A 25,738-nucleotide genomic window follows, 5' to 3' on the forward strand; every position below is an offset into this window, starting at 1 on the left:
AGGAGCCAATTCAATGAAGACGATTGCTGAAATCGTGAAGCTGGGCCCGGTCATTCCGGTGCTCGCATTCGACTCGGTCGAGCAGGGCGAAAACGTGTCGCGCGCATTGCACGCGGGCGGCGTGAAGGTGCTCGAGATCACGCTGCGCACGCCGGCGGGCCTCGAGGCGATCCAGCGCGCGAGCCAGCTCGCGGACGACATCGTCGTCGGCGTGGGCACGATCACGAAGCCCGAGCACTGCGCGCAGGCGAAGCGCGCGGGCGCGACGTTCGGCGTGTCGCCGGGCCTGACGAAGGAGCTGCACCTCGCGTCGCTCGACGCGGGCCTGCCGCTGCTGCCGGGCGTGATGACGCCGAGCGACATCATCCAGGCACTCGAATTCGGCTACGACATCGTGAAGTTCTTCCCCGCGCAGCAGGCGGGCGGCGTGCCGATGCTGCAGGCGTTCCACGGCCCGTTCCCGGCGCTGAAGTTCTGCCCGACGGGCGGCATCACGGTCGATACCGCGCCGAACTTCCTGAAACTGCCGAACGTCGTGTGCGTCGGCGGCTCGTGGCTCACGCCGAAGGCCGCGCTCGCCGCGCAGGATTGGGCCGAAGTCACGCGCCTCGCGCAAGCGGCGAGCCAGCTTCCCCGTTAAGACTTGTGCCAAATGACGGTTTGGCCCTCGGAAAGCAAGCGTTAGTGCTTGTTTTACCGAGGGTTTTTGCTGATGGAACCGGTTCTATCCGCGGATCGCAAAGATAAGTAAAATTCAGCGTCCTGACGGGGGGGTACCCCCGTGTTTCGGAGACCTGCATAGCCGGGCATACTCGCAACGACTCGCCCGGTTCGAACAATTCTAGGAGGAGTGCCACATGGGGGCCGTCCAAGGCAGCATGCTGCTCGTATTCACGCTGATCGCGATTGCCGCGCTGATCCTGATGATCGCGCGCTACAAGATCTACCCGTTCCTGGTGCTGATCATCGTTTCGCTCGGCCTCGGCCTCGTCGTCGGCATGCCGATGGACAAGATCGTCAAGTCGTTCGAAACCGGTACCGGCGGCACGCTCGGCCACATCGCGATCGTCGTCGGCCTCGGCACGATGCTCGGCAAGATGATGGCCGAATCGGGCGGCGCCGAGCGGATCGCGACCACGCTGATCGACTGGTTCGGTGAAAAGAACATCCACTGGGCGATGATGTTCGTCGCGATCATCGTCGGCCTGCCGGTGTTCTTCGAAGTCGGCTTCGTGCTGCTGATCCCGATCGCGTTCAACGTCGCGAAGCGCACCGGCAAGTCGCTGCTCGTCGTCGGCCTGCCGATGGTGGCCGGCCTGTCGGTGGTGCACGGGCTGATCCCGCCGCATCCGGCCGCGCTGCTGGCCGTCCAGCAATACGGCGCCGATATCGGCAAGACGATCGCGTTCGGCCTCGTCGTCGGCGTGCCGACCGCGATCATCGCGGGCCCGCTGTTCGCGCTGATGATCTCGAAGTTCGTGAAGCTGCCGGAAAACAACCCGCTCGCATCGCAATTCGTCGATTCGCGCACGGATGGCGGCAAGCGCGAACTGCCGAGCTTCGGCATCACGCTGTTCACGATCCTGCTGCCCGTCGTGCTGATGCTCGTCGGCAGCTGGGCCGACCTCGTGTTCACGCCGAAGTCGCTGCCGAACAACCTGCTGCGTTTTGCCGGCAACTCGGACGTCGCGCTGCTGATCGCCGTGCTCGTGAGCTTCTGGACCTTCGGCGCGAAGCAGGGCTTCAACCGCGACCAGATCCAGAAATTCTGCGGCGAGTGCCTGGCGCCGATCGCCGGCATCACGCTGATCGTCGGCGCGGGCGGCGGCTTCGGCGGCGTCCTGCGCGACAGCGGGATCTCGCAACAGATCGTCGAGACCGCGAAGCACGCGCATCTGTCGCCGCTGCTGCTCGGGTGGTTCGTCGCGGCGCTGATGCGTCTCGCGACGGGTTCGGCGACGGTCGCGATGACGACGGCCTGCGGCATCGTCGCACCGATCGCGGCGGCGTCGGGCGCGGCGGTCCGGCCTGAGCTGCTGGTGCTCGCGACGGGCTCGGGCTCGCTGATCTTCTCGCACGTGAACGACGGCGGCTTCTGGCTGATCAAGGAATATTTCGGGATGACGGTCGGCCAGACGTTCAAGACCTGGTCGCTGCTTGAAACCATCATCTCGGTGCTCGGTCTGAGCTTTACGCTGTTGCTGAGCGTGGTTCTGTAACAAGGGGTAGTCAATGATTCTGATCGCAATGGGCGTGTCGGGCGCGGGCAAGTCGCGAATCGGCGAAATGCTGGCGGAACGCCTGTCGTGCAGCTATACCGATGGCGACGCGTTTCACAGCGCGGCCAACAAGGAAAAGATGCACCACGGCATTCCGCTGACCGATGAAGACCGCTGGCCGTGGCTGCGCACGATCCGCGCGGCCATCGAGGAAAAGCAGCACGCGGGCGAAACCGCCGTGTTCACGTGCTCGTCGCTGAAGCGGTCGTACCGCGACGTGCTGCGCGGCACCGACACCGACGTGCGGTTCGTGTATCTGAAGGGGTCGTTCGAGGTGCTGCAGGAACGCCTGAAGAGCCGCACCGGCCATTTCTTCGATCCGTCGCTGCTGAAGAGCCAGCTCGACACGCTCGAGGAGCCGGGCCCGGACGAGGCGATCGAGGTCAGCATCGAGCTGACGCCCGAGCAGATCGTCGATCAGGTCATGCTGAAGATCGGCCTCGCGCATCAGCGCTGAGCGCGGTTCGCGGCCATCGTCATCGAAAAGGCGCCTTCGGGCGCTTTTTTCGTTGGCGGGGCGGACGCCGGTCAGGCCGTGCGCGAGCGTTGGGCTATGCCGTCAAGCAGCACGTCGAGCATCGTGTCATGGACGGCCGCCGGATCGAGCTGCGCATAGAGCGGCGCGGCCGACTTGACGAGCGGATGCGCGGCGTCGGACAGCGCGTGCATTTCCGCGAGCTCGACGTCGTTCGCGGGCCGTGTGAGGCCGCCCGCTTCGGCAGCGGCCAGCCCGATCACGCTCGCGTACCAGCCGACGCATACCGACGGCAGCGCCGCGCGCGGGATGCCGGCGTCGGTCAGCGCGCGATGCACGGCCTCGATGTGCGCGAGGTCGGCCGGGCCGGTGCTCATGTGCCGCTGCAGCAGCGCGAATGCGGCCGGGTAGCGCAGCGCGAGCGCGCGGTACTGGCGCGCGAGGTCGCGCAGCCGTTCGCGCCACGGCAGTGACGGATCGACCGGCACGAGCGAGCGCGACAGCGCATTCGCGATCGCGCGGCTCAGGCCGTCCTTCGACTTGAAGTGATACAGCACGCTCATCGGGTCGCAGCCGACCGATTGCGCGAGCTTGCGCACGCTGAACGCGGCTTCGCCGACGTCTTCGAGCAGCGCGAGCGCGGCCGCGACGAGCGCGTCCTTGTCGAGGCCGCGCGGCCCCTGGGCGGGTTTGTCTTTCATCGACGCAGGCTGGCACGCCGGCACGGCACCGGCTGTAAACTTGACGAAAGCTTATTCTACACTGTAGAATTATTTCTGCGGTGTAGAAATTGGGTGTCCCGGCACCTTTCAATACGTGCTTTCGCACAGTCCGGGATCCAGGCGGCACGAGCGTGCCGCCGTCAACACGGGCCATCGCGCCCCTTTTCTCGTTGACACCCATGTGGAACCGGCTGCCCCACCCGCGAAGCCTCGAAGCAACGAGGCCCTTCGACAGGCGGCCCAAGACCATGCAAGTGCAATCATGACGTCCAACAACAGGCCCTTGATCCAGGGCGAATCGCGTTTCGAGCAAACGCAACTGAATATCGAAAAAGACAACTGGAACTGGTGCGATCCGGCCCGCCACGACGGCGAACGGCCGGCCAACTGGTACGAGGCGTCGTTGTCGCGCCATGAAAACAGCGCGCCGCTGGCGCGCGACGCCGTCTGCGACGTGCTCGTGATCGGCGCCGGCTTGCTCGGCGCATCGGCCGCCCTGCATCTCGCGGAAGCGGGCGTCGACACGATCCTCGTCGACAAGCATCACGTCGGCTCGGCCGCGTCGGGCCGCAACGGCGGGCAACTGACGCCCGGCCTTGCGCGCTGGGAAGCCGCCGACATGATCGACTACCTATCGCACGACGATGCGAAACGGCTGTGGCGCTTCGCGTCGGCCGAGTCGATGGACCTGATCGACGAAATCGGCGCGCGTTACGCGCTCGATCTCGATCGCAAGCGCGGCCACGTCACGGCGGCGGTTCACCCCGGCCACATGAGCGCGCTGCTCGACGGCGCGGATGCGCGACGCCATCTCGGCGACGCGGGCGTGACGCTCGTCGGCCGCCATCAGCTGCACGACGAATACGTGCGCTCGGGGCTGTATCACGGCGCGGCGATCGACGCGATCGGCGGGCAGATTCATCCGCTCGCGCTGGTGCGCGGCCTCGTGCACGGCTTCCGGCTGAACGGCGGTGCGCTGTACGAGGGCACCGAGGTGCTCGAACTCGACGAGACGCCCGCGGGCGTCGTCGCGACGACGCCGGGCGGCACGATTACCGCGCGCCGCGGCGTCGTGCTCGCGCTGCACAACACGACGTTCCGTTTGCTCGACGACGGCGCGGCGACCACCGTGCCGTTCTTCACGTACGTGAGCGTGACGGCGCCGCTCGACGTCGACGTCGCGACGCTGATGCCGGCCGGCATGCCGGTGTACGACACGCAGTTCCAGATCGACTACTACCGGCCGGTGCGCGGCAACCGCCTGCTGTTCGGCGGGCAAGGCACCGGCAGCTGCTGGGCGCAGCCCGACGTCAACGCGTATCTGCTGACACGGCTGAACACGGTGTTTCCGCAGCACGACGGCCGCTTCGCGCTCGACTACTGCTGGAGCGGCGTCAGCGACTTCACGCTGAACGGCGCGACCGACAGCCGCAAGACCGACGGCCGCGTGCCGATGTACATGGTGCAGGGCTGGAGCGGGCACGGCGTCGCCCAGACGGTGCGGATCGGCAAGGCGATCTGCGACGATTTCGTCGGCCGCAACGACGACTTCTCGATGCTCACGGGCATCGACCATCGTGCGATTCCGCTCGGCCGGCAGCTGTCGCCGATCGCGATTCCCGCCGCGAAGGCCGCGATGAGCGTGATGAGCGCGCTGAACCCGGGGCGGATGATCTCGTTCTGACCGGCTGCTGCAGGCAATAAAAAGCCCGATGCGAATCGCTTCGCATCGGGCTTTTTTGCGTCAGGCGACGGCGGCGCTTACGCGATCCGCTTCGCGAGTTCGACGGCCTTGCCGATGTACGACGCGGGCGTCATCGCGAGCAGGCGATCCTTCGCGTCCTGCGGGATCGCCAGCGTGCCGACGAATTCCTGCAGCGCTTCGCGCGTGATGCCCTTGCCGCGCGTCAGTTCCTTCAACTGCTCGTACGGGTTCTCGATGCCGTAGCGGCGCATCACCGTCTGCACCGGCTCCGCGAGCACTTCCCAGCAGTTGTCGAGATCTTCGTTCAGGCGCTGCGGGTTCACTTCGAGCTTGTCGAGGCCGCGGATCAGCGAATCGTACGCGAGCAGCGAGTAGCCGAGCGCGACGCCCATGTTGCGCAGCACCGTCGAGTCGGTCAGGTCGCGCTGCCAGCGCGACACCGGCAGCTTGTCGGCGAGGTGGCGCAGCGTCGCGTTCGCGAGGCCGAGGTTGCCTTCCGAGTTCTCGAAGTCGATCGGGTTGACCTTGTGCGGCATCGTCGACGAGCCAATCTCGCCGGCCTTCGTCTTCTGCTTGAAGTAGCCGACCGAGATGTAGCCCCACACGTCGCGGTCGAGGTCGAGCAGGATCGTGTTCGCGCGCGCCACGGCGTCGAACAGTTCGGCCATGTAGTCGTGCGGCTCGATCTGGATCGTGTACGGGTTGAACGTGAGCTTCAGGCGGTTTTCGATCACGTCGCGCGAGAACGCTTCCCAGTCGAATTCCGGATACGCGGACAGGTGCGCGTTGAAGTTGCCGACCGCGCCGTTCATCTTGCCGAGGATCTCGACCTTCTCGATGCGCGCGATCGCGCGGGCGAGGCGCGCGGCGACGTTCGCGAGTTCCTTGCCGAGCGTCGTCGGGCTGGCCGGCTGGCCGTGCGTGCGCGACAGCATCGGCTGTTCCGCGTGCGCGTGCGCGAGCGCGACGAGGCGCTGGTAGACCGTGCGCAGCGCCGGCAGGATCACGTGTTCGCGCGCGCCGGCGAGCATCATCCCGTGCGACGTGTTGTTGATGTCCTCGGAGGTGCACGCGAAGTGAATGAATTCGCTCGCCTTCTCGAGTTCGGCCTGGCCCTTCACCGATTCCTTCAGCCAGTATTCGACGGCCTTCACGTCGTGGTTCGTCACGCGCTCGATTTCCTTGATGCGTGCGGCGTCGTGCGCGGTGAAGCGCTCGGCGAGCTGCAGCAGGAACTGCTCGGAGGCTTCCGAGAAGCGCGGGACTTCCGCGAAGCCGGCGCGCGACAGCGCGATCAGCCAGTGCACCTCGACGGTGACGCGGTGGCGCATGAAGGCGGCTTCGGAGAGCCAGTCGCGCAGCGCTTCGGTCTTGCTGGCGTAGCGGCCGTCGATGGGCGAGAGCGCGGTGAGGGCGAAAAGCGTATCGGGACGAGTGTCGGACATGATCGGGCAGGGCCTTTTGGGGCCGGGGCGAACGAGGGGAGGAGAATCCGGCATTTTACCATCGGCGCGCGTCGATTCCGGCCGAACCGGTCCGGCCGCGCGCGCCGCCGGCGAGCGATGCCCGGGCGGCACGCGAATGGCGTGTCGGCAGGCGCCCCCGCGGGCTCGCCGGGCTGTCCGCCAAGCCGCCGGCCGGGCCCGCCCGCCGGTAGAATGCAGGCTTCTTCCCGACCGCCGCCCGCCGCGCCCGCCTGCATGGAACTGAAATGGCTCGAAGACTTCGTCTCGCTCGCGGAGACGCGCAGCTTTAGCCGGTCCGCCGAGCTGCGGCACGTGTCGCAGCCGGCGTTCTCGCGGCGCATCCAGGCGCTCGAGGCATGGCTCGCGACCGAGCTGATCGATCGTTCGGTCTATCCGACGCGGCTCACGCAGGCCGGGCAGATCTTCTACGAGCAGGCGCTGACGATGCTGTCGCAGGCGCACGAGGCGCGCACGCTGCTGCGCGGCCACGTCGGCGCGCCGGTGCCGACGATCGAATTCGCGGTGCCGCACACGCTGTCGCTCACGTATTTCCCGCGCTGGCTCGAGCGGATCGAGGCGAAGATGGGCCAGGTCCACACGCGGCTGCGCGCGCTGAACGTGCACGACGCGGTGCTGTCGCTCGTCGAAGGCGGCTGCGACCTCGTGATGGGCTACCACCACCCGAGCCACCCGGTCGCGCTCGACCCGGCGCGCTACGACATGCTCGTCCTCGGCAGCGAGCCGATCAGCCCGTTCTCCGCGCCCGGCCGCGCGGGCCGGCCGCGCCATACGCTGCCGGGCACGGCCGACGCGCGCGTGCCGTACCTGTCGTATACGCCGAACGCGTATCTCGGCCGGATGACCGAAGTCATCATCGCGAACGCGCCGACGCGGCTGTTCCTCGATCGCGTGTACGAAACCGACATGGCCGAAGGGCTGAAGGCGATGGCGCTCGCGGGCCACGGCGTCGCGTTCCTGCCGCACAGCGCGGTCGACGATGCGGTCGCGGGCGGCCGGCTGATCCGCCTCGACCGGTCGGCGCGCGGCGGCGCGCATCCGTTCACGCTGACGATGGAGATCCGGCTGTACTGCGACAAGCTCGCGCTGCAGGGCGACGATCCGCGGCAGAAGCTCGTGCGCGCGCTGTGGGACGTCGTGCGCGACGAACTGCGCGAGACCACCGGCGATACTGCCGGTTAACCGCCGGCGGTTAATCCGGCCGATTGGCCCGGTCGGCTGACGGCGGCCTTGCACCGCCTGTCGGACGGCTGTCCCGCGGCCGGCTCGCGCCTGTCCAATCCGTTTTTCCACGAACGCGATGCACGGCCGATCGCGGGCGTTCTTGCGCGAATCGACCGCGGATTTGCAAAAAATCGCGATCATGCAAGAAACGCATAATCGAATAAACAAACGGCATTGGATAAAAAAAACGGCTTTTTCGACAATGTGCGCAATCCGTTGAACGTTGGAGCTTCCATGTCTTCGCAACAGCAGTCCATCCCGTCCTACCTGCACGCCGACGATCTCGGCCCGTGGGGCAACTACCTTCAGCAGGTCGATCGCGTCGCGCCGTACCTCGGTTCGCTGTCGCGCTGGCTCGAAACGCTGAAGCGTCCGAAGCGCATCCTGATCGTCGACTGCCCGATCGAGCTCGACAACGGCACCGTCGCGCACTTCGAAGGCTATCGCGTGCAGCACAACGTGTCGCGCGGCCCGGGCAAGGGCGGCGTGCGCTACCACCAGGACGTGACGCTGTCGGAAGTGATGGCGCTGTCCGCATGGATGTCGGTGAAGAACGCGGCCGTGAACGTGCCGTACGGCGGTGCGAAGGGCGGCATCCGCGTCGACCCGCGCAAGCTGTCGCGTGGCGAGCTCGAGCGCGTGACGCGCCGCTACACCAGCGAAATCGGCATCATCATCGGGCCGAACACCGACATTCCGGCGCCGGACGTCAACACCAACGAACAGGTGATGGCGTGGATGATGGACACGTACTCGATGAACCAGGGCCAGACGTCGACCGGCGTCGTGACCGGCAAGCCGATCGCGCTCGGCGGTTCGCTCGGCCGCAAGGAAGCGACGGGCCGCGGCGTGTTCGTCGTCGGCTGCGAAGCGGCGAAGAAGAAGGGCCTCGAGATCGAAGGCGCGCGCATCGCGGTGCAGGGCTTCGGCAACGTCGGCGGCATCGCGGCGAAGCTGTTCCAGGAAGCGGGCTCGAAGGTGATCGCGGTGCAGGATCACACGGGCACGATCTACCAGCCGGCCGGCCTCGATTCGAACAAGCTGCTCGACCACGTCGCACGCACGGGCGGCGTCGCGGGCTTCGAAGGCGCCGAGCCGATGCCGAACGACGAGTTCTGGACGGTCGAGACCGACATCCTGATCCCGGCGGCGCTGGAAAACCAGATCACCGAGAAGAACGCGGCGAAGATCCGCACGAAGATCATCGTCGAAGGCGCGAACGGCCCGACGACGACCGCGGCGGACGACATCCTGAGCGCGAACGGCGTGCTCGTGATCCCCGACGTGATCGCGAACGCCGGTGGCGTGACCGTATCGTACTTCGAGTGGGTGCAGGATTTCTCGAGCTTCTTCTGGACGGAAGACGAGATCAACCATCGTCTCGAGCGCGTGATGCGCGAAGCGTTCGCCGGCGTGTGGGCGGTCGCGGAAGAGCACAAGGTGACGGTGCGTACGGCGGCGTTCATCGTCGCGTGCAAGCGCATCCTGATGGCGCGCGAAATGCGCGGCCTCTACCCCTGACCGGGCGTCCCTAACCGGGCGTCCCTGATCATCGACCATGAAAGATTCATGACGCAATCCACCCGATTGCGGATGTGAACCCTCGCGGGCGGTGCCGAATCCGGCACCGCCCGCGCGCGCATCTGGCGCGCCCGGAGCCGGGAGGACGGCTTCGCACAGGGCGATTCGTAGTGCGGTAAACAACCAGTACTTTCAAAAATATTACTTTGATACACTGGCGCGGGTTTTAGCCAAGGAGATGACCAAAATGAAATACCACAAGGCAGTCCTGATGGCCGCGGCGCTGTGCGCGTTCGCAAGCGGCGCGCATGCTCAGGAGACTGGCACGCTGAAGAAGATCAAGGACACGGGCGTGATCGCGCTGGGCCACCGCGAATCGTCGATTCCGTTCTCCTACTACGACCAGAACCAGCAGGTGGTCGGCTATTCGCGCGAGTTCCAGCTGAAGATCGTGGACGCGGTGAAGAAGAAGCTGAGCCTGCCGAACCTGCAGGTGAAGAACATCCCCGTCACGTCGCAGAACCGCATCCCGCTCGTGCAGAACGGCACGGTCGACATCGAGTGCGGCTCGACGACCAACAACCTCGAGCGTCAGCAGCAAGCCGCGTTCTCCGACACGATTTTCGTGATCGGCACGCGCCTGATGACGAAGAAGGATTCGGGCGTCAAGGATTTCGCCGACCTGAAGGGCAAGACGGTCGTGACGACCGCCGGCACGACGTCGGAGCGCCTGCTGCGCAAGATGAACAACGACAAGCAGCTCGGCATGAACATCATCAGCGCGAAGGATCACGGCGATTCGTTCAACACGCTGGAATCGGGCCGCGCGGTCGCATTCATGATGGATGACGCGCTGCTCGCGGGCGAGCGCGCGAAGGCGAAGCAGCCGGGCGAATGGGTGATCGTCGGCACGCCGCAATCGGAAGAGGCTTACGGCTGCATGATGCGCAAGGGCGACGCCGACTTCAAGAAGGTCGTCGACGACGCGATCTCGCAAGTCGAGAAGTCGGGCGAAGCCGCGAAGATCTACGCGAAGTGGTTCGAGAACCCGATCCCGCCGAAGGGGCTGAACCTGAACTTCCCGCTGTCCGAGTCGATGAAGAAGCTGTACGCGAACCCGAACGACAAGGCGCTCGACTGACCGCACGGCCGTTGATGCAGAAATGACGCTAATGAGACGGAAGAGGCCACGCTTCTTCCGTTTCTTTTTGCTGGAGTCTTGCCCATGTCTTACCACTGGAACTGGGGCATCTTTCTGAGCCCCGTGTCGACCGGCGAGCCGACGACTTATTTCGGATGGCTGATGTCCGGCTTCTGGGTGACGATCGAAGTGTCGCTCGTCGCCTGGGTCATCGCGCTGATCGTCGGGTCGCTGTTCGGTGTGCTGCGCACCGTGCCGAACAAGTGGCTCGCCGCGATCGGCACCGTGTACGTGTCGATTTTCCGGAACATTCCGCTGATCGTGCAGTTCTTCGTCTGGTATCTCGTGATACCCGAGTTGCTGCCCGCCTCGATCGGCACCTGGATCAAGCAGTTGCCGCCCGGCACGCAGTTCTTTACCGCGTCGATCGTCTGTCTCGGCCTGTTCACCGGCGCGCGCGTGTGCGAACAGGTGCGCTCGGGGATCAACGCGCTGCCGAAGGGCCAGCGCGCGGCCGGTCTCGCGATGGGTTTCACGCAATGGCAGACGTACCGCTACGTGCTGCTGCCCGTGGCATACCGGATCATCGTGCCGCCGCTCACGTCGGAATTCCTGAACATCTTCAAGAACTCCGCCGTCGCGTCGACGATCGGCCTGCTCGACCTGTCCGCGCAGGCGCGCCAGCTCGTCGACTACACCGCGCAGACCTACGAGTCGTTCATCGCCGTGACGCTCGCGTACGTGGTCATCAACCTCGTCGTGATGGCGTTCATGCGCTGGATCGAAGGCCGTACGCGGCTGCCCGGCTACATCGGAGGCAAGTGATGCATCAGTTCGACTGGAGTAGTATTCCCGGCGCGCTGCCGACGCTGTGGTCCGGTGCGATCGTCACGTTCAAGATCACGCTGATCGCGATCGTGGTCGGCATCGTCTGGGGCACGCTGCTGGCGCTGCTGCGGCTGTCCGGCGTGAAGCCGCTCGCGTGGTTCGCGAAAGCGTACGTGACGGTGTTCCGCTCGATCCCGCTCGTGATGGTGCTGCTGTGGTTCTTCCTGATCGTGCCGCAGTTGCTGCAGGGCGTGCTCGGGCTGTCGCCGACGATCGACATCCGCCTTGCGTCGGCGATGGTCGCGTTCTCGCTGTTCGAAGCCGCGTATTATTCCGAGATCATCCGCGCCGGCATCCAGGCGGTGCCGCGCGGGCAGGTGAACGCCGCGTTCGCGCTCGGCATGAACTACGCGCAGGCGATGCGCCTCGTGATCCTGCCGCAGGCGTTCCGCGCAATGGTGCCGCTGCTGCTCACGCAGGCGATCGTCCTGTTCCAGGATACGTCGCTCGTGTACGTGATCAGTCTCGCGGACTTCTTCCGCACGGCCGCCAACATCGGCGATCGCGACGGCACGACCGTCGAGATGGTCCTGTTCGCCGGCGCATGCTATTTCGTGATTTGCTCGTTGGCGTCTGCTCTCGTCAAGGGTCTCCAGAAAAAGGTCACAAGATGATTTCCATCAAGAACGTTTCGAAGTGGTACGGCCAGTTTCAGGTCCTCTCCGAATGCACGACCGAGGTCAAGAAAGGCGAAGTGGTCGTCGTGTGCGGCCCGTCGGGCTCCGGCAAGTCGACGCTGATCAAGACCGTGAACGGCCTCGAGCCGTTCCAGCAGGGCGAGATCCTCGTGAACGGCCAGTCGGTCGGCGACAAGAAGACGAACCTGTCGAAGCTGCGCTCGAAGGTCGGGATGGTGTTCCAGCATTTCGAACTGTTCCCGCACCTGTCGATCACCGAGAACCTGACGCTCGCGCAGATCAAGGTGCTCGGCCGCGGCAAGGACGAAGCGAACGAGAAGGGCATGAAGCTGCTCGATCGCGTCGGCCTGAAGGCGCATGCGCACAAGTTTCCCGGCCAGCTGTCGGGCGGCCAGCAACAGCGTGTCGCGATCGCGCGCGCGCTGTCGATGGACCCGATCGCGATGCTGTTCGACGAGCCGACGTCCGCGCTCGATCCGGAGATGATCAACGAAGTGCTCGACGTGATGGTCGAACTCGCGCAGGAAGGGATGACGATGATGGTCGTCACGCACGAGATGGGCTTCGCGAAGAAGGTCGCGCACCGCGTGATCTTCATGGACAAGGGCGCGATCGTCGAGGACGACCGCAAGGACGATTTCTTCTCGAATCCGAAATCGGAACGCGCGAAGGACTTCCTCGCGAAGATCCTGCACTGAGCGTTCGCGCGTTTTCGCGCGCACCCATGCGAAAACCGCCCGGCAGGCCGCCGGGCGGTTTTTTTTCGTCCGCCGCCGGGCGTTACCAGCTGTACCGGTAGCCGACCTGCCCGACGATCCCGCGCCGGTAATCGCCGCCGATGTTGCGCGCGATCTTCGCGTTCGCGTACAGCTCGCCCGACTTGCCGAAGCCGGCGGTCACGCCGACGCCGAGCTCGTACCAGGTGCGTCCGAGATGCGTCGCGAACGGCGTGCCGCCGACGACGGTCTGCCCCGGCGACAGGAAGTCGTGCAGCACGTCGGCCGTGAAGTACGGCGTCGCGGCGCTGCCGCCCGCGCTCGACTGGAGGTTCGGCCGGAAGATGCGCACGCCGACGCGACCGCGCAGCGCATTCGTCGTCGTACCCGACACGGCCGACACGTTGTCGTTGAACCCGTTCAGCTTCAGGTACTGGTACATCAGTTGCGCCTGCGGCTCGACCGCGACCGGCAACGCGCCGATCGCGAACGGCTTGCCGACTTCCTGCGACAGCGCGACGCCGAAGCCGTTCTGCGACGCTTCGTTGCCGTAGCTGTCGCGATAGCGGTTGCCGTAGTGCGTGACCTGCCCGATGCTGTCGAAGTAGGTGCCGTCCGGCAGGTAGCGCGTCCAGTAGCCGCCGACGCTCTGCGCGTGCATCTCGACCGAGCCGGTCGACGTCGACAGGTTGGGCGAGCCCGCGCGCGCCATGTCGCTGAAGCTCGCGTTCGACACGCCGATGCTGGCCGTCACGCCCGCATGCGTGCTGCCGGCGCCGTTCGGCGCCTGGTCGACAGTCCAGTCCTTGCCGAACTGCGCGAAGAACGTGCGTTCGTCGGCCGAGAAACGGCCCGCGTTCGCATCGAGGCTCTGGCCGCCGATGCGCCCCCACACGCCGTCGCGATTGCCGGGCTGCTGCTGCTCGACGTTGTAGATGTCGCCCACGCGTTCGTGCAGCTTGCCGAGCGTCGAGAAGCCGTAGTCGGCGTTCAGCAGCGGCGTCATCGCGTAGCCGGAAACGCCCGGACGATACGCGAGCGTACCGCCGTTGCCGTTGATGCCGCCGTCGCCGCCGCCGGACGGGTGGATCGGGTCGCCGGGGTCGGTCGGGTCGAGCTGCGAACGCAGGTACCAGCCGTTCGCATCGCCTTGCCCGCCGCGATAGAGCCGGTACTCGTACGCGCCCGCTTGCACCGGGCCCGCGAGATGGAACGCCGACGCGGCGGTCGTACCGCCGTTGGCCGTGACGACCACCGGAATCCCGTCGCCGGTCGTCTGCGCGCCGGTGCCGGCCGTGTTGGCGATCTTCAGGCCGGTCGTGCCGCTCGCCGCGCCGCCGTTCACGATCAGCCGGTCGGTCGGCGACGCGTCGGCGCCGAGATACGTATTCAGCGCGATCATGCCGCCGTTGCCGACGTAGCCGCCCGTTGTCAGCGTCTTGTAGCTGCCGGTCAGCGTCGGCGAGCCGGTCGGCGCGGCGAATGCGACGAGGCCCGCGTTGTTCAGGCTGCTCAGCACCGAGCTGCCCGTCATGCGCCACGTGCTCGTGCCGTCGACCGTCAGCGCGACCGGGTCGATCTTCCCGGTCAGCGTCGTGCCGTTCGCGAGGAACACGTTGCCGGTGCTCGACGCGTCGGAAACGATGTCGCCCGCGAGGTTCACCGCCGATGCATTGAACGTCACGTTGCTGCCGTTCGCGAGGTTCAGCAGCGTGCCGTTGCCGGCCGTCACGACCGTACCGTTGCGCACCGCGATGTCGGCCATGCCGCCGCGCGCGGCGAAGGCCGGCCCGGTGGCGGACGTCACGCTGCCGCCGTCGACGAGCACCGAGCTGGTCGCGCCGTTCGCGAGCGTGTCCGACGTCAGTACGCCGGCCGTCGCGCCCGTGAGCGCCGTGCCCGTCAATGCGAGCACGCCGCCGCTGTTCGCGGTTGCGCCGTTGCCGGCGGCGCTGGCGAGCGCCGACCCCGTATCGGCGATGCGGCCGCCGTTTTGCGCGACGACGCCGTCGGCCGCAGCACCCGATGCGGAAATCTTCGCGCCCGACAGCAGGGCCGTCGCGCCGCCGTCCATGACGATTGCATGGGCGTTCGTGCCGGTCGTCGCGACGGTCGTTCCGTTGGCCGCGAGCGTGGAATCGGCCCCCGACACGAACAGGCCGCGCGCGTCGGCGCCGCTCGTGCGGACGACCGCGGCCGCATCGGCCGCGATGTGCGCGCCGGCGCCGGTCGACGTGACGCCGGCGGCGCCGTTGCCGGTCGTCGCGATCTGCGTGCCGGACAGCGCGATCGTTGCATTCGCACCGAGGTTGCGGATCCCGCTGCCCGAGCCGCCGACCGCGATCGACGTCGCGCTGGCCGCGATGCCGCCGCCGGTGACCGTCGCGTCGATCAGCACGCCGTCGGCGCTGCCGTTCGCGATGACGGTGCCGGCGCCCGACAGCGCGACCGATGCGCCGGCGCCCGTCAGGCGTATGCCCGCGACGCCGTCGTCGGCTTCGATGGAACCCGCGTTCGCGAGCGTGGCCGACGCACCCTGCACGAGCGCGCCGGTGCCGTTGGCGACGCGGATCGTCGACGCGTTGTTCACCGTGCCCAGCGTGCCGGCCACGACGCCTGTCGAGCCCGCGCCGGTCAGCAGCACCGTGCTGCGGTTCTCGAGCGTGCCGAGGTTCTGCGCGATGAAACCGGTCACGCCGGCGGTCGACGACGTGACGGCGGCGTCGTTGGTCAGCGTCGTCGCGACCGGCGCGCCGGCGTTCGCGCCGGCGAGGTCGTGCGCCTGGCCGTCGACGATGCCCGCGGTCGCGCCGGCCGCGTTCAGGTCGATCGTCGCACCCGCGTCGATCGTGCCCTTCGCGCCGCCTTCCACGGCGATCGCGACGCCGTTCGCGCCGTTGACGTGGTAGACCGCGTTGCCGGTCGACAGCGTGGTGCCGGCGTCGGTCGCGAGTACGCCGCGCGAGCGCTGGCCGTTGACGTCGGTCGTCAGCGTGCCGGCCGCCGACGCGCCCGTGTAGGCCGCGCCGCCCGCGACGCGGAACAGCGTCGAGTCGTCGGTGTCGACGCTCAGGTGCTGCGCGGCGACGTTGATTTTCGAGCCCGCGCCGTATGCGTAGAAGCCGATCTGGTTCGTGCCGGACATGAAGGCCGGCACCGCGTTCGCGCCGACGTCGATCGTCGCGCCCGAGCGTGCGTGCACGCCGATCGCGCCGGTGCCGGTCAGGTTCAGCGCACCGTCGAGCGTGGCCATCGCGAGCGGCCCTTCGGCCCAGACGCCGTAGTTGCGCGTGTCCGACGCGGGGTCGAGGCCGCCGGCCACGTCGATCGTGCCGGTCGACGTCGCAGTCGTCGCGTGCGTGCCGGTGCCGACGACCATGATGCCGATGCCGTTCACGCCATTCAGCGTGATCGTGCCCGTATTGGTCACGGTCGCGGCGGTGTCGGCCGCGAGCATGCCGACGTTCGCGAGCGGCGTGCCGGGCGCGGCGCCGTTGACGACGATCGCGCCCGCGTTCGTTAGCGTGCCGGCGCTCGAGCCGATGCTCGCCAGCGCGGCGCCGTTCTGCGTCTGCGAGCCGATCACGATCGTGCCGAGGTTGCTCGCGCTGCCCGACGCGCCGAGCAGGATGCCGTACGCGTGCGCGGACAGCGCGACGTCGTTTGCCGCCTGACCGGGCGCGTACTGCGCGGCGCGGCCCAGATAGATCGTGCCGCCTGCTTCGTTCGTGAAGCTGCCGCCGGCGACGAGGCCGCCGATCACCTGGCTGTCGAGCGTCGTCGCGTTGACGCCGACGTTGATCGTGCCGGCGTTCGTCGCGCGTGCGCCGTCCGTCGCGGCCACCGCGTAGTTCTGCAGGTCGGGGCGGTTGCCGTCGAGCGTCCATGCGCCGACGTTCATCACGCCGTTGTTCGCGAACGTGGTGCCCGCGCCGCTCGCGTACACGCCGTTGCCCTCGGTGTACGCGTGGAAGCCGAAATTGTCGGGTGGCGTGCTGCCGCTCGTGTCGACGTTGTTGCCGGACGCGTAGCCGGACGAGATCGCGCCGTTGTTGACGCCGCTCGCGCCGCTCAGGAGGCGCACCAGCGTGAAGTCGCCCGACAAGCGCCCGTCGTTGACGAAGTGCGCGCCGTTTTCCGCGAGCACGGCCGAGCTCGATTCGATCGTGTTGGTGCCGCGGAAGTCGATCTGGCCGTCCTTGCCGATGTGCAGCGTCGCGTTCGCGCCCGTGCCGTGCATCACCGACAGGTGATCGATCGGCAGCGTGTTCTTGTCGCCGGCGGACACGTTGTTCGCGTACTGGAAGGTTTGCTGCGAGAACGTGACGGCCTGGCCGAACGCGGTGTCGTAGGCGGCCTGCGAGCCGAGCGCGCCGCTCTGGACCGAGCGCACCAGAAAGTCGTTGTACGCAGCGAGCGATGCGGCGTCGGTGACGGTCCAGCGACTGCCGTCGAACGCGGTGAAGGTGCCCGCGTAGGCCGGCACGTCGAGCTGGAGCTGGCCGACCGGGCCGCCGCTGGCGAGATAGTCGCCGGTGCCGAGCCAGATCTGGTTGCGGGAATTCCAGTTGACGACGCTCTTTGCCGCACCGGTGCCGTCCGCAAAGGTCAGGTCGGTCTGCTTCGGTGCGATCGAGATTCCATTGCCGGTCGCGTCTGGCGCATCCGCGGCATTGCCGATCGACACGTTCAGCGTGCCGCCGGTGCTGTCGACGGTGCCGATCCGCGTATTCACGTACTGGCCGCCGTTCACGTCGTGGTAAACGGGCACGGTGGTCGAGCCGGCCGTGGATGCGGTGAATTCGGCGGAGTTGTAGGTGGCGACCGACGTGTGGGTGGCCGTGATCGAGTCGGGCGTGCTGACGCTTTGCGTCTTGCCGCCGAGCGAGACCAGCGGCTGGTTCGGGTTGCCCGACACGAGGGTCGCGCTGCCGAGCGGCGTCAGCGTATAGCCGGGGTCGCCGGGGACGCCCGTCCATGCGCCTGCCACGCCGATCGTTTCGCCGCCCGACACGATCGTGGCGCCGGCCAGGTTGTCGTTGACGGTCGGGCTGAAACTGCCGAGTGCGCAGGTGCCGCCGCTCGCGACGGTCGCGCCGTCGCCGCACGTCGACGCGTGCGCCACGCCGGCCGACAGCGCGGCCAGCGCGGCCCCGAGCGCCGCGACGCGCCGCGGCGAGCGGCCTGCCGGGTGGTGCGCCACCTTGTGCGCGGTGCGGCGGCTCGAACCCGATTCGCTGCCCGAACGCTTGCCGCGCGCCCGAGCCGTTTCCGCCACCGCGACCCAGCAGCCGGCGGCGTCGCTCCATATCGATCGAAATGAGTGATTCACGACATACCCCTCTTTCTTCTTTTGACGTGGCATTCGCCGCGATTCGGCGAATTCGCATTCCGCGGTGGGGAAATGATCCGAAGGGGCGTGCGGCGGCTGTGGCTGCGTGTCGCGCCAATCGTGTTTCGTTACACCGAGGATGGGGCGAGTCTACTGATTCGGGCAGTCGCCGATTATCGAGAAAGGGGAAACTGTAATGATTCGAACCGTAATGCGTGGTATTTTTGATTTGTGTGGTTGATCGAACCGAAAGCCGTGGTGGTGGCGGGCTTGAGGGGTTTTGTTAAAGGCTGGCAGGACTGCTGGAGTCGGTGGGATAGCGCACGGTTTCGGCGGATGACGCGCGATAAAATGCGGGCCCGGAATTTTTGTTTTAATTGGCGGTTATTTTATCCGCTTCATCTTTTACTTATTTTCACTTGTAAATTAATAAAATCAAGCGAATGTTGCGTGACGTCGATTCGTTGCGCCGGGTGGTGGCCGAAATGAAACCGTATTGGCCGGAGCCGGGCGATTTGCGTCGATGACGGGCGTCGTCGGACGCATCGTACGACGCACGCGGCAAGCAGGAAGCGAGCAGAAAGCGGACGCGGCCGATGCCGCACTTCAGAAATCGATCGCGTCGTCGGCATCGCCGTCGGCCGCGGTGGCGAGCGCTTCGCGCACCACCGTGCGCGGTGCGGACGCCGACGCGTCGAGCGACGGGTTGCGCAGCTTCTCGAGCACGCGCGCGGGCACCGGAATCTGCATCCGCGCGGCGACGTCGCCGCACTGGAACATGATCAACTCGCCCGGCTCGAATGCGGTCCAGACTTCGTTGTCGGTGAGCGGCTGCGTCGCGATCACCGCGACGCGATCCTCGGGCGTCGTGTATTTCGCGAAGTCGATCGACAGGTCTTCGTCGACGAGATGCGCGGTCGAGAACGGCCAGCGCCGCACGAGGTAGTGCAGCCGCGTCGAGCAGTGCGCGAAGAGCGCCTGGCCGTTCGACATCAGGAAATTGAACACGCCGTGATCGGTGATGCCGCGCGTCAGTTCGCCGACCCGCTCGAACAGCTCGGGCAGCGGCGGCTGCGCGCCGGGAAAGGCTTCGCGCAGCCCCTGCATCAGCACGCAGAACGCCTGTTCGCTGTCGGTCGTGCCGACCGGATGGTAGACGCTGCCGTCCATGTCCGGTGCGTAGTCCTGCAGGTCGCCGTTATGCGCGAAGATCCAGTGCCGGCCCCACAGCTCGCGCATGAACGGATGGCTGTTCTCGAGCAGGATGTGCCCTTGCGTCGCCTTGCGGATGTGCGCGATCGTGTTCTTGGACTTGATCGGGTAGCGCTTCACCATTTCGGCGATCGGCGACGTGGCCGAGGCCTGGTGATCGATGAAGAGGCGGCAGGCCTTGTCTTCGAAGAACGCGATGCCCCAGCCGTCGGCATGGTGATCGGTGAGCCCACCCCGGGCCGCGAAACCTGTGAAGGAGAATGTGACGTCCGTCGGCGCGGCGCAGTTCATTCCAAGGAGTTGGCACATTTTACGTGGGGCGGCAGGCTGAAGCGGGGGTAACGAACCGGGCGAACCCCGGTACAATGCGGCTTCTAGCATATCACCGAGCCCTGAGCGGTAAAAAGCGGATTCCGCTGGCCAAAGGCCCCGTGTTGCGGTTTGCCGTCAATCGGCCCGTGCACGCGCGTTCCGGCCCCGCCGCTCGCAAGCCCGTTCCTCACGACGCCTCCTATGACTGCCTCGAACGCTTCCTCCCCGGCGACGCTTTCGCTCGCCCGTCCCGACGACTGGCACCTGCACCTTCGCGACGGCGACATGCTCGCCGCCGTGCTGCCGCACACCGCCCGCCAGTTCGGCCGCGCCATCGTCATGCCGAACCTGAAGCCGCCGGTCACGACCACCGCGCAGGCGCAGGCCTATCGCGCGCGCATCCTCGGCGCACTGCCGGCCGGGATGACGTTCGAACCGCTGATGACGCTGTACCTGACCGACAACACGCCGCCCGACGAAATCCGCCGCGCCCGCGAAAGCGGCTTCGTGCACGGCGTGAAGCTGTATCCGGCAGGCGCGACGACGAATTCCGACCATGGCGTCACCGATCTCGCGAAATGCGCGAAGACGCTCGAGGCGATGCAGGAAACCGGCATGCCGCTGCTCGTGCACGGCGAGGTGACCGATGCGTCGATCGACCTGTTCGACCGCGAAAAGGTGTTCATCGACCGCGTGATGACGCCGCTGCGCCGCGATTTCCCGGGGCTGAAGGTCGTGTTCGAGCACATCACGACGAAGGACGCGGCCGACTACGTGCGCGATGCGGACGCGGCGCCCGGTCTGCTCGGCGCGACGATCACCGCGCATCACCTGCTGTACAACCGCAACGCGCTGTTCGTCGGCGGGATTCGCCCGCATTACTACTGCCTGCCGGTGCTCAAGCGCGAGACGCATCGCGTGGCGCTGGTCGAGGCCGCGACGTCGGGCAACCCGCGCTTCTTCCTCGGCACCGACAGCGCGCCGCATGCGCGCGGCGCGAAGGAAACCGCGTGCGGCTGCGCGGGCTGCTACACGGCGCTGCACGCGCTCGAACTGTACGCGGAAGCATTCGACACCGCCGGCGCGCTCGACAAGCTGGAAGGGTTCGCGAGCTTCTTCGGCGCCGATTTCTACGGGCTGCCGCGCAGCGCCGAGACGGTCACGCTGCGCCGCGAGGCGTGGGAGCTGCCGCGCGAGATCTTCGCGGGCGATACGCCGGTCGTGCCGCTGCGCGGTGGCGAGGCGATCGGCTGGAAACTCGCGTGAGCGGCGTGCCGCCGCGCGAACCCGGTCGCGTCGATCCGGCCGTGTTTCGCCGTGGCGGTGGCTCGCGCGCTGCCGACCGCGGCGCGCAGTGCTAGAATGCGCGTTGCAAAGCAGGCCAGGCAGTCGCGGCCTCGCCGCCTTCGGGCGCGCGGGGGCGAGGAAAGTCCGGACTCCACAGGGCAGGGTGATGGCTAACGGCCATCCGTGGCGACACGCGGAACAGGGCAACAGAAAGCAAACCGCCGATGGCCCGGCGCAAGCCGGGATCAGGTAAGGGTGAAACGGTGCGGTAAGAGCGCACCGCGGCGACGGCGACGTTCGCCGGCACGGTAACCTCCACCCGGAGCAATTCCAAGTAGGCAGGCGCGCATTTTCGGATGCAGGACGGGGCCCCCGTCTCGTCTGCGGGTAGGAAGCTTGAGCGCGTCAGCAATGGCGCGCCTAGAGGAATGGCTGCCACGCGTTGCGCGCTTCGGCGCGCGGCGTGCACAGAATCCGGCTTATCGGCCTGCTTTGCCGCTCGAATGCGAAAGGGCCGGCGCTCCCTGCGGAGCGCCGGCCCTTTTTTCATGCGCGCGCCGCGCGATCAGGCGGCGACGATGTCGAACGAATGCGTGAGTTCGGCCGTTTTCGCGATCATGATCGACGCGGAGCAATACTTGTCGTGCGACAGGTTGATCGCGCGTTCGACCGTGGCCGGGTTCAGGTTGCGGCCGGTGACCGTGAAGTGGAAGTGCACCTTCGTGAACACCTTCGGATCTTCGCTCGCGCGCTCGGCCTTCAGCGTGACCGAGCAGCCGCTCACTTCCTGGCGGCTCTTCTTCAGGATCAGCACGACGTCATAAGCCGTGCAGCCGCCGGTGCCGAGCAGCACCATCTCCATCGGACGCGGCGCGAGGTTGTGGCCGCCGCCTTCGGGCGCGCCGTCCATCGTGACGAGATGCCCGCTGCCGGTCTCGGCGGAAAACGCCATGCCGTCCTGGCCCATCCAGCTTACTTTGCATTCCATGCTTGCGCTCCAGCGTTGCCTGATTCGGATTCGATCCGGCATTGTAGCCCGCGGCGCAACGGTCGGCTGATGCGCTGCAAGACGAGCAATGCCGGCGCCGAGCGAGCGGCGCGGCGAGCGGTGATTTCCCTGCTGAATTTAGGGGTTTTGCTCTAGATGCGGGCGGTTTGAAGTCGTGCGTGACGCGCTTATATGCTTGATTTTGAATGGAAATTCATTTGCGTAAGCTTTTCGACTGGCATCCCATATCGTGGGAGTTGATTTCGCAATGCAAATTTTCTTGTGGACTCGGTCGGGCATTCGTATAATGACTCTCATTGGTTGTCGCGCTGCGGCAACCTCCGAATGTCTCCTCCACCCTCCTCCTGAGGTGGATTAAGCCCGAACCAGCCGTTCGGGCTTTTTTTCGTCCCATGCAAACATCGGCGCGCGGCTTGCGCGCGTCGGCACCGTCACGCGGGCTGCCGCGCGGCCGGCTGCGACGTCGCGTCCGGCGGCGTGCCGCGCGAGTCGGCCTCCGGCGCCGGTGCAGGGGCGGCCGACGCGTGGCCGCGTGCGCAGAAGTGGCGGACGCGTTCGCGCACCGCGCGCAGGCGCACGATGCGGTCTTCGGCATGGGCGGTTCGGGCTTCGGCGATGCGTGCATCGAGCGCGTCGAGCTTGGCTTCGCAGCCGGACGCGGCGACGGCGGGCGCCGCGGCGGCCAGCAGCGCGGCCGCGAGGAAGGGCGTAAGTCGTTGTTTCATCATGCTGGTTTGTTGTTTTTCGGGTTTGGCCGGTCTGGCGCGGCAAGGTCATGTGCCGCACGTCGATGGGTGCCGCCGCAGGCGCTCGGTTCGCCTGGCTTGTCGGGGCACGACCGGATTTTGGCCCATTTCGGCCGCCGCGAACACGGGGCGTGGATTCTCTTTGACCACGCAGCCGTATTTCCTTTATAATTCAGGGCTTTTCCGCATTCATGCCCACGGAAAAAGAACAGGGAGAGCCTGCACCGCGCCTCGAAGCGCACACAGACAAGCAGGAAGAACACATCGGGCAAAGCATTTTTTTTGGATCGATCATGAAGACGTTTTCCGCAAAAGCCCATGAGGTGACGCGCGAATGGTACGTGATTGACGCGACGGATAAGGTTCTCGGCCGTGTTGCCAGCGAAGTGGCACGCCGTCTGCGCGGCAAGCACAAGCCTGAGTTCACCCCGCACGTCGACACTGGTGATTTCATCATCATCATCAACGCGAGCAAGTTGAAGGTCACGGGCAACAAGACGCTGGACAAGAAGTACTACCGTCACTCGGGCTACCCGGGCGGTATCTATGAAACGACGTTCGGCAAGATGCAAGAGCGCTTCCCGGGCCGCGCGCTCGAGAAGGCGGTCAAGGGCATGCTGCCGAAGGGCCCGCTCGGCTACGCGATGATCAAGAAGCTGAAGGTCTACGCAGAAGCGACGCATCCGCACTCGGCTCAACAGCCGAAGGCGCTCGAGATCTAAGGGGACCCACATGATCGGTAACTGGAACTACGGTACGGGCCGCCGCAAGAGCGCAGTCGCACGTGTCTTCATCAAGGCTGGCAAGGGCGACATCATCGTCAACGGCAAGCCCATCGCTGACTACTTCTCGCGCGAAACGTCGCTGATGATCGTGCGTCAACCGCTGGAACTCACGAACCACGGCCAGACGTTCGACATCAAGGTGAACGTCAACGGCGGCGGCGAAACGGGTCAGGCAGGCGCAGTGCGCCACGGCATCACCCGTGCACTGATCGACTACGATGCGACGCTCAAGCCGTCGCTGTCGAGCGCAGGCTTCGTCACGCGCGATGCGCGTGAAGTCGAGCGTAAGAAGGTCGGTCTGCGCAAGGCACGCCGCGCAAAGCAGTTCTCGAAGCGTTAATTCCGCTTCATGGCCTCGCCGCCTTCGGGCGGCGTCCGCCGGAAAAACCGCCAGCTTTCACGCTGGCGGTTTTTTTATGTCCGCTTCCGGGCCGCTGCGGCGGCCCCCGCGCGGGCGCGTTTGATGAAATCGACAAGAACCTATTGATTTCATGGACTTCAGCACGATCTTCTGATCGGCCCTACAATAGCGGCTAAAGCTTTTTGGAGAGTTCGAATGAACGCTGTTACCGAATCCGCAGCAACGACGACCGATATGCCGCTGCCGTTCGTCTTCACCGACGCCGCGGCCGACAAGGTCAAGCAACTGATCGACGAAGAGGGCAATCCCGACCTCAAGCTGCGCGTGTTCGTGCAGGGTGGCGGCTGCTCCGGCTTCCAGTATGGCTTCACGTTCGACGAGGAAGTCAACGAGGACGACACCGTGATGAACAAGAACGGCGTCCAGCTCCTGATCGACTCGATGAGCTACCAGTACCTGGTCGGCGCCGAGATCGACTACAAGGACGACCTCAACGGCGCCCAGTTCGTGATCAAGAACCCGAACGCGACCACCACCTGCGGGTGCGGTTCGTCGTTCTCGGTCTGAGCGCACGGCAGATCCGCGCCGGTTCTGCCGGAATGAAAAACGGGGCTTCATGCCCCGTTTTTTTATACACGCCCGCCTTGTCGCGCTCGCCGCGCGGCGAGTGTCGCATCAGCGCGGATAGAGCGCGCCGAGCACGCGGTTGCCGGCTGCGCCGGTGACCGTCGCGAGATTGCCGGGCTGGCGCGCGGTGAAGCGGTACGCGAGCCACGCGAACGCGAGCGCTTCGACCTGCTGCGGCGGCACGCCGAGCGCGGCCGTCGTGTCGACGGTGGCCGGCACGCCGGCCTCCCGCAGCGCGTGCCGGAGCCCATCGAGCAACACCGGGTTGCGTGCGCCGCCGCCGCATACGAACACGGCCTTGCAGCCCGGTGCGTGCTGCGCGATGTCGCGCGCTACCGACACGGCGGTGAGCGCGGTGAGCGTGGCTTGCACGTCCTCCGGCGCAACCTGCGCGAATGCGGCGAGCTTCGTATCGAGCCACGCGGGATTGAACAGGTCGCGTCCGGTGCTTTTCGGCGGCGGCGCGGTGAAATACGGTTCGTCGAGCAACGTGTCGAGCAGCGGCGCGTGGACGGTGCCGCGTGCGGCGAACTTGCCGCCGTCGTCGTACGGCTTGCCCAGATGGCGGGTCGCCCACGCATCGATCAGCGCATTCGCCGGGCCGCAGTCGAAGCCGCGCACGTCGCCGCCCGCGTTGGGCAGGATCGTGATGTTGCTGATTCCGCCGAGATTGCAGACGACCCGCGTTTCGCCCGGCGCGCCGAACACCGTCGCATGGAACGCCGGCGCGAGCGGCGCGCCGTGGCCGCCGGCGGCCACGTCGCGGCTGCGGAAATCGGCGATCACGTCGACCTGGGTCAGCTCGGCGAGCAGCGCCGGATTGTTGAGCTGGCGCGTATAGCCGCGCTCGGGGCGATGGCGCACCGTCTGGCCGTGCACGCCGATCGCGCGGATCTCGTCGCGCGACAGCCCGGCCGTGCGCTGCAATTCGTGGCAGCACACCGCATAGCGCGTGACGAGCGCATTCGCCGCGAGCGATTCGCGGTCGATCTCGTTGTCGCCGGGCTGCTGCAGCGCGAACAGCGCGTCGCGCAGCGATTGCGCGAAGCCGACGAACGCTTCCGCGAGCACGACCGGCGCGCGGCCGGCCTCGAAACGCACGGCGACGCCGTCGACGCCGTCCATGCTGGTTCCAGACATCAGCCCGAAGTAGATGCCGTCTGCCGGATCGGCATGCTGCGGCGGTCGTTGCGGCACGTTGGGTTCTCCTGGATCGTGCGGCGCGGGCCGGTCCCGCGCGCCTTGCGCCCGATTATCCGCGCAACGTGACGCGT

General features: G+C 66.6%; 21 protein-coding genes and 1 other RNA gene. 15 read left to right on the plus strand and 7 right to left on the minus strand.

Annotation, left to right across the window (positions count from 1 at the left end):
- The first annotated feature begins 13 nt into the window (after window positions 1–13).
- The 3 genes from eda (at window position 14) to KR541_RS02990 (ending at window position 2,736) form a co-directional block, all read left to right on the plus strand.
- Complete coding sequence (eda, locus tag KR541_RS02980; protein WP_006483410.1) at window positions 14–640, plus strand: bifunctional 4-hydroxy-2-oxoglutarate aldolase/2-dehydro-3-deoxy-phosphogluconate aldolase; 627 nt, start codon at window positions 14–16, stop codon at window positions 638–640.
- 217 nt (window positions 641–857) lie between these two features.
- Window positions 858–2,219 carry a GntP family permease gene (locus KR541_RS02985; protein WP_050013822.1) on the plus strand — a complete coding sequence of 454 codons (1,362 nt, stop codon included), beginning with the start codon at window positions 858–860 and terminating at the stop codon, window positions 2,217–2,219.
- A 13-nt stretch (window positions 2,220–2,232) separates the two neighbouring features.
- Window positions 2,233–2,736, plus strand: a complete 504-nt coding sequence (locus tag KR541_RS02990; protein ID WP_216089343.1) for a gluconokinase — start codon at window positions 2,233–2,235, stop codon at window positions 2,734–2,736.
- A 71-nt stretch (window positions 2,737–2,807) separates the two neighbouring features.
- Here the strand turns inward: KR541_RS02990 and KR541_RS02995 are convergent, their stop codons facing one another.
- On the minus strand, window positions 2,808–3,455 hold the full coding sequence (locus KR541_RS02995) for a TetR/AcrR family transcriptional regulator (RefSeq protein WP_050013820.1): 648 nt from the start codon (window positions 3,453–3,455) through the stop codon (window positions 2,808–2,810).
- A 283-nt stretch (window positions 3,456–3,738) separates the two neighbouring features.
- Between KR541_RS02995 and KR541_RS03000 the strand changes: the two genes are divergently transcribed.
- Window positions 3,739–5,160, plus strand: coding sequence for an NAD(P)/FAD-dependent oxidoreductase (locus KR541_RS03000; protein ID WP_050013819.1), 1,422 nt, complete (start codon window positions 3,739–3,741; stop codon window positions 5,158–5,160).
- 77 nt (window positions 5,161–5,237) lie between these two features.
- On the opposite strand, the gene purB is transcribed toward KR541_RS03000, so the two are convergent.
- On the minus strand, window positions 5,238–6,626 hold the full coding sequence (purB, locus tag KR541_RS03005; protein ID WP_050013818.1) for an adenylosuccinate lyase: 1,389 nt from the start codon (window positions 6,624–6,626) through the stop codon (window positions 5,238–5,240).
- Between the two features lie 255 nt (window positions 6,627–6,881).
- Between purB and KR541_RS03010 the strand changes: the two genes are divergently transcribed.
- The 6 genes from KR541_RS03010 (at window position 6,882) to KR541_RS03035 (ending at window position 12,775) form a co-directional block, all read left to right on the plus strand.
- Complete coding sequence (locus tag KR541_RS03010; protein WP_050013817.1) at window positions 6,882–7,847, plus strand: LysR substrate-binding domain-containing protein; 966 nt, start codon at window positions 6,882–6,884, stop codon at window positions 7,845–7,847.
- A 276-nt stretch (window positions 7,848–8,123) separates the two neighbouring features.
- The gene (locus KR541_RS03015) at window positions 8,124–9,410 is read left to right on the plus strand and encodes a Glu/Leu/Phe/Val family dehydrogenase (protein ID WP_050013816.1); all 1,287 of its coding nucleotides are present in this window, start codon (window positions 8,124–8,126) and stop codon (window positions 9,408–9,410) included.
- Window positions 9,411–9,657: 247 nt separating this feature from the next.
- Window positions 9,658–10,551, plus strand: coding sequence for a glutamate/aspartate ABC transporter substrate-binding protein (locus KR541_RS03020; protein ID WP_050013815.1), 894 nt, complete (start codon window positions 9,658–9,660; stop codon window positions 10,549–10,551).
- 84 nt (window positions 10,552–10,635) lie between these two features.
- Window positions 10,636–11,376, plus strand: coding sequence for an amino acid ABC transporter permease (locus KR541_RS03025; RefSeq protein WP_069616754.1), 741 nt, complete (start codon window positions 10,636–10,638; stop codon window positions 11,374–11,376).
- Window positions 11,376–12,053, plus strand: coding sequence for a glutamate/aspartate ABC transporter permease GltK (gene gltK / locus KR541_RS03030; RefSeq protein ID WP_050013813.1), 678 nt, complete (start codon window positions 11,376–11,378; stop codon window positions 12,051–12,053). The genes KR541_RS03025 and gltK overlap by 1 nt, the downstream gene beginning before the upstream one ends.
- Window positions 12,050–12,775 (plus strand): amino acid ABC transporter ATP-binding protein, encoded by a 726-nt coding sequence (locus KR541_RS03035; protein ID WP_124594277.1) that lies wholly within the window; start codon window positions 12,050–12,052, stop codon window positions 12,773–12,775. Before gltK ends, KR541_RS03035 begins: the two co-directional genes overlap by 4 nt.
- 82 nt (window positions 12,776–12,857) lie before the next feature.
- Here the strand turns inward: KR541_RS03035 and KR541_RS03040 are convergent, their stop codons facing one another.
- The gene (locus KR541_RS03040; RefSeq protein WP_216089345.1) at window positions 12,858–18,125 is read right to left on the minus strand and encodes an autotransporter outer membrane beta-barrel domain-containing protein; all 5,268 of its coding nucleotides are present in this window, start codon (window positions 18,123–18,125) and stop codon (window positions 12,858–12,860) included.
- Window positions 18,126–18,731: 606 nt separating this feature from the next.
- Window positions 18,732–19,646, minus strand: a complete 915-nt coding sequence (locus KR541_RS03045) for a class II glutamine amidotransferase (protein WP_176015573.1) — start codon at window positions 19,644–19,646, stop codon at window positions 18,732–18,734.
- Window positions 19,647–19,850: 204 nt separating this feature from the next.
- Here KR541_RS03045 and pyrC point away from each other — a divergent pair, with 204 nt between their 5' ends.
- Window positions 19,851–20,915 (plus strand): dihydroorotase, encoded by a 1,065-nt coding sequence (gene pyrC / locus KR541_RS03050; protein WP_050013810.1) that lies wholly within the window; start codon window positions 19,851–19,853, stop codon window positions 20,913–20,915.
- A gap of 107 nt (window positions 20,916–21,022) precedes the next feature.
- An RNA gene (gene rnpB / locus KR541_RS03055) (RNase P RNA component class A) lies at window positions 21,023–21,434 on the plus strand.
- Window positions 21,435–21,501: 67 nt separating this feature from the next.
- Here rnpB and KR541_RS03060 read toward each other — a convergent pair.
- On the minus strand, window positions 21,502–21,966 hold the full coding sequence (locus KR541_RS03060) for an OsmC family protein (protein ID WP_074801272.1): 465 nt from the start codon (window positions 21,964–21,966) through the stop codon (window positions 21,502–21,504).
- Window positions 21,967–22,376: 410 nt separating this feature from the next.
- Entirely contained in the window at window positions 22,377–22,673 is a 297-nt protein-coding gene (locus KR541_RS03065) for a DUF1090 family protein (RefSeq protein ID WP_050013809.1), read from the minus strand.
- Between the two features lie 311 nt (window positions 22,674–22,984).
- On the opposite strand from KR541_RS03065, the gene rplM reads away from it, so the two are divergent.
- From rplM to erpA, 3 genes are all read left to right on the plus strand, one after another.
- Entirely contained in the window at window positions 22,985–23,413 is a 429-nt protein-coding gene (gene rplM / locus KR541_RS03070; RefSeq protein WP_009687896.1) for a 50S ribosomal protein L13, read from the plus strand.
- Between the two features lie 10 nt (window positions 23,414–23,423).
- Entirely contained in the window at window positions 23,424–23,816 is a 393-nt protein-coding gene (gene rpsI / locus KR541_RS03075; RefSeq protein ID WP_006476904.1) for a 30S ribosomal protein S9, read from the plus strand.
- Window positions 23,817–24,032: 216 nt separating this feature from the next.
- Window positions 24,033–24,404, plus strand: coding sequence for an iron-sulfur cluster insertion protein ErpA (gene erpA / locus KR541_RS03080; protein WP_006759918.1), 372 nt, complete (start codon window positions 24,033–24,035; stop codon window positions 24,402–24,404).
- Between the two features lie 108 nt (window positions 24,405–24,512).
- Here the strand turns inward: erpA and KR541_RS03085 are convergent, their stop codons facing one another.
- A complete protein-coding gene (locus KR541_RS03085) occupies window positions 24,513–25,661 on the minus strand; it encodes an anhydro-N-acetylmuramic acid kinase (protein WP_050013808.1) in 1,149 nt (382 codons plus the stop codon).
- Window positions 25,662–25,738 lie beyond the last annotated feature (77 nt).

Origin of the sequence: Burkholderia sola (assembly GCF_905400185.1) — a bacterium.
In the GTDB taxonomy this organism is placed as follows: domain Bacteria; phylum Pseudomonadota; class Gammaproteobacteria; order Burkholderiales; family Burkholderiaceae; genus Burkholderia; species Burkholderia sola.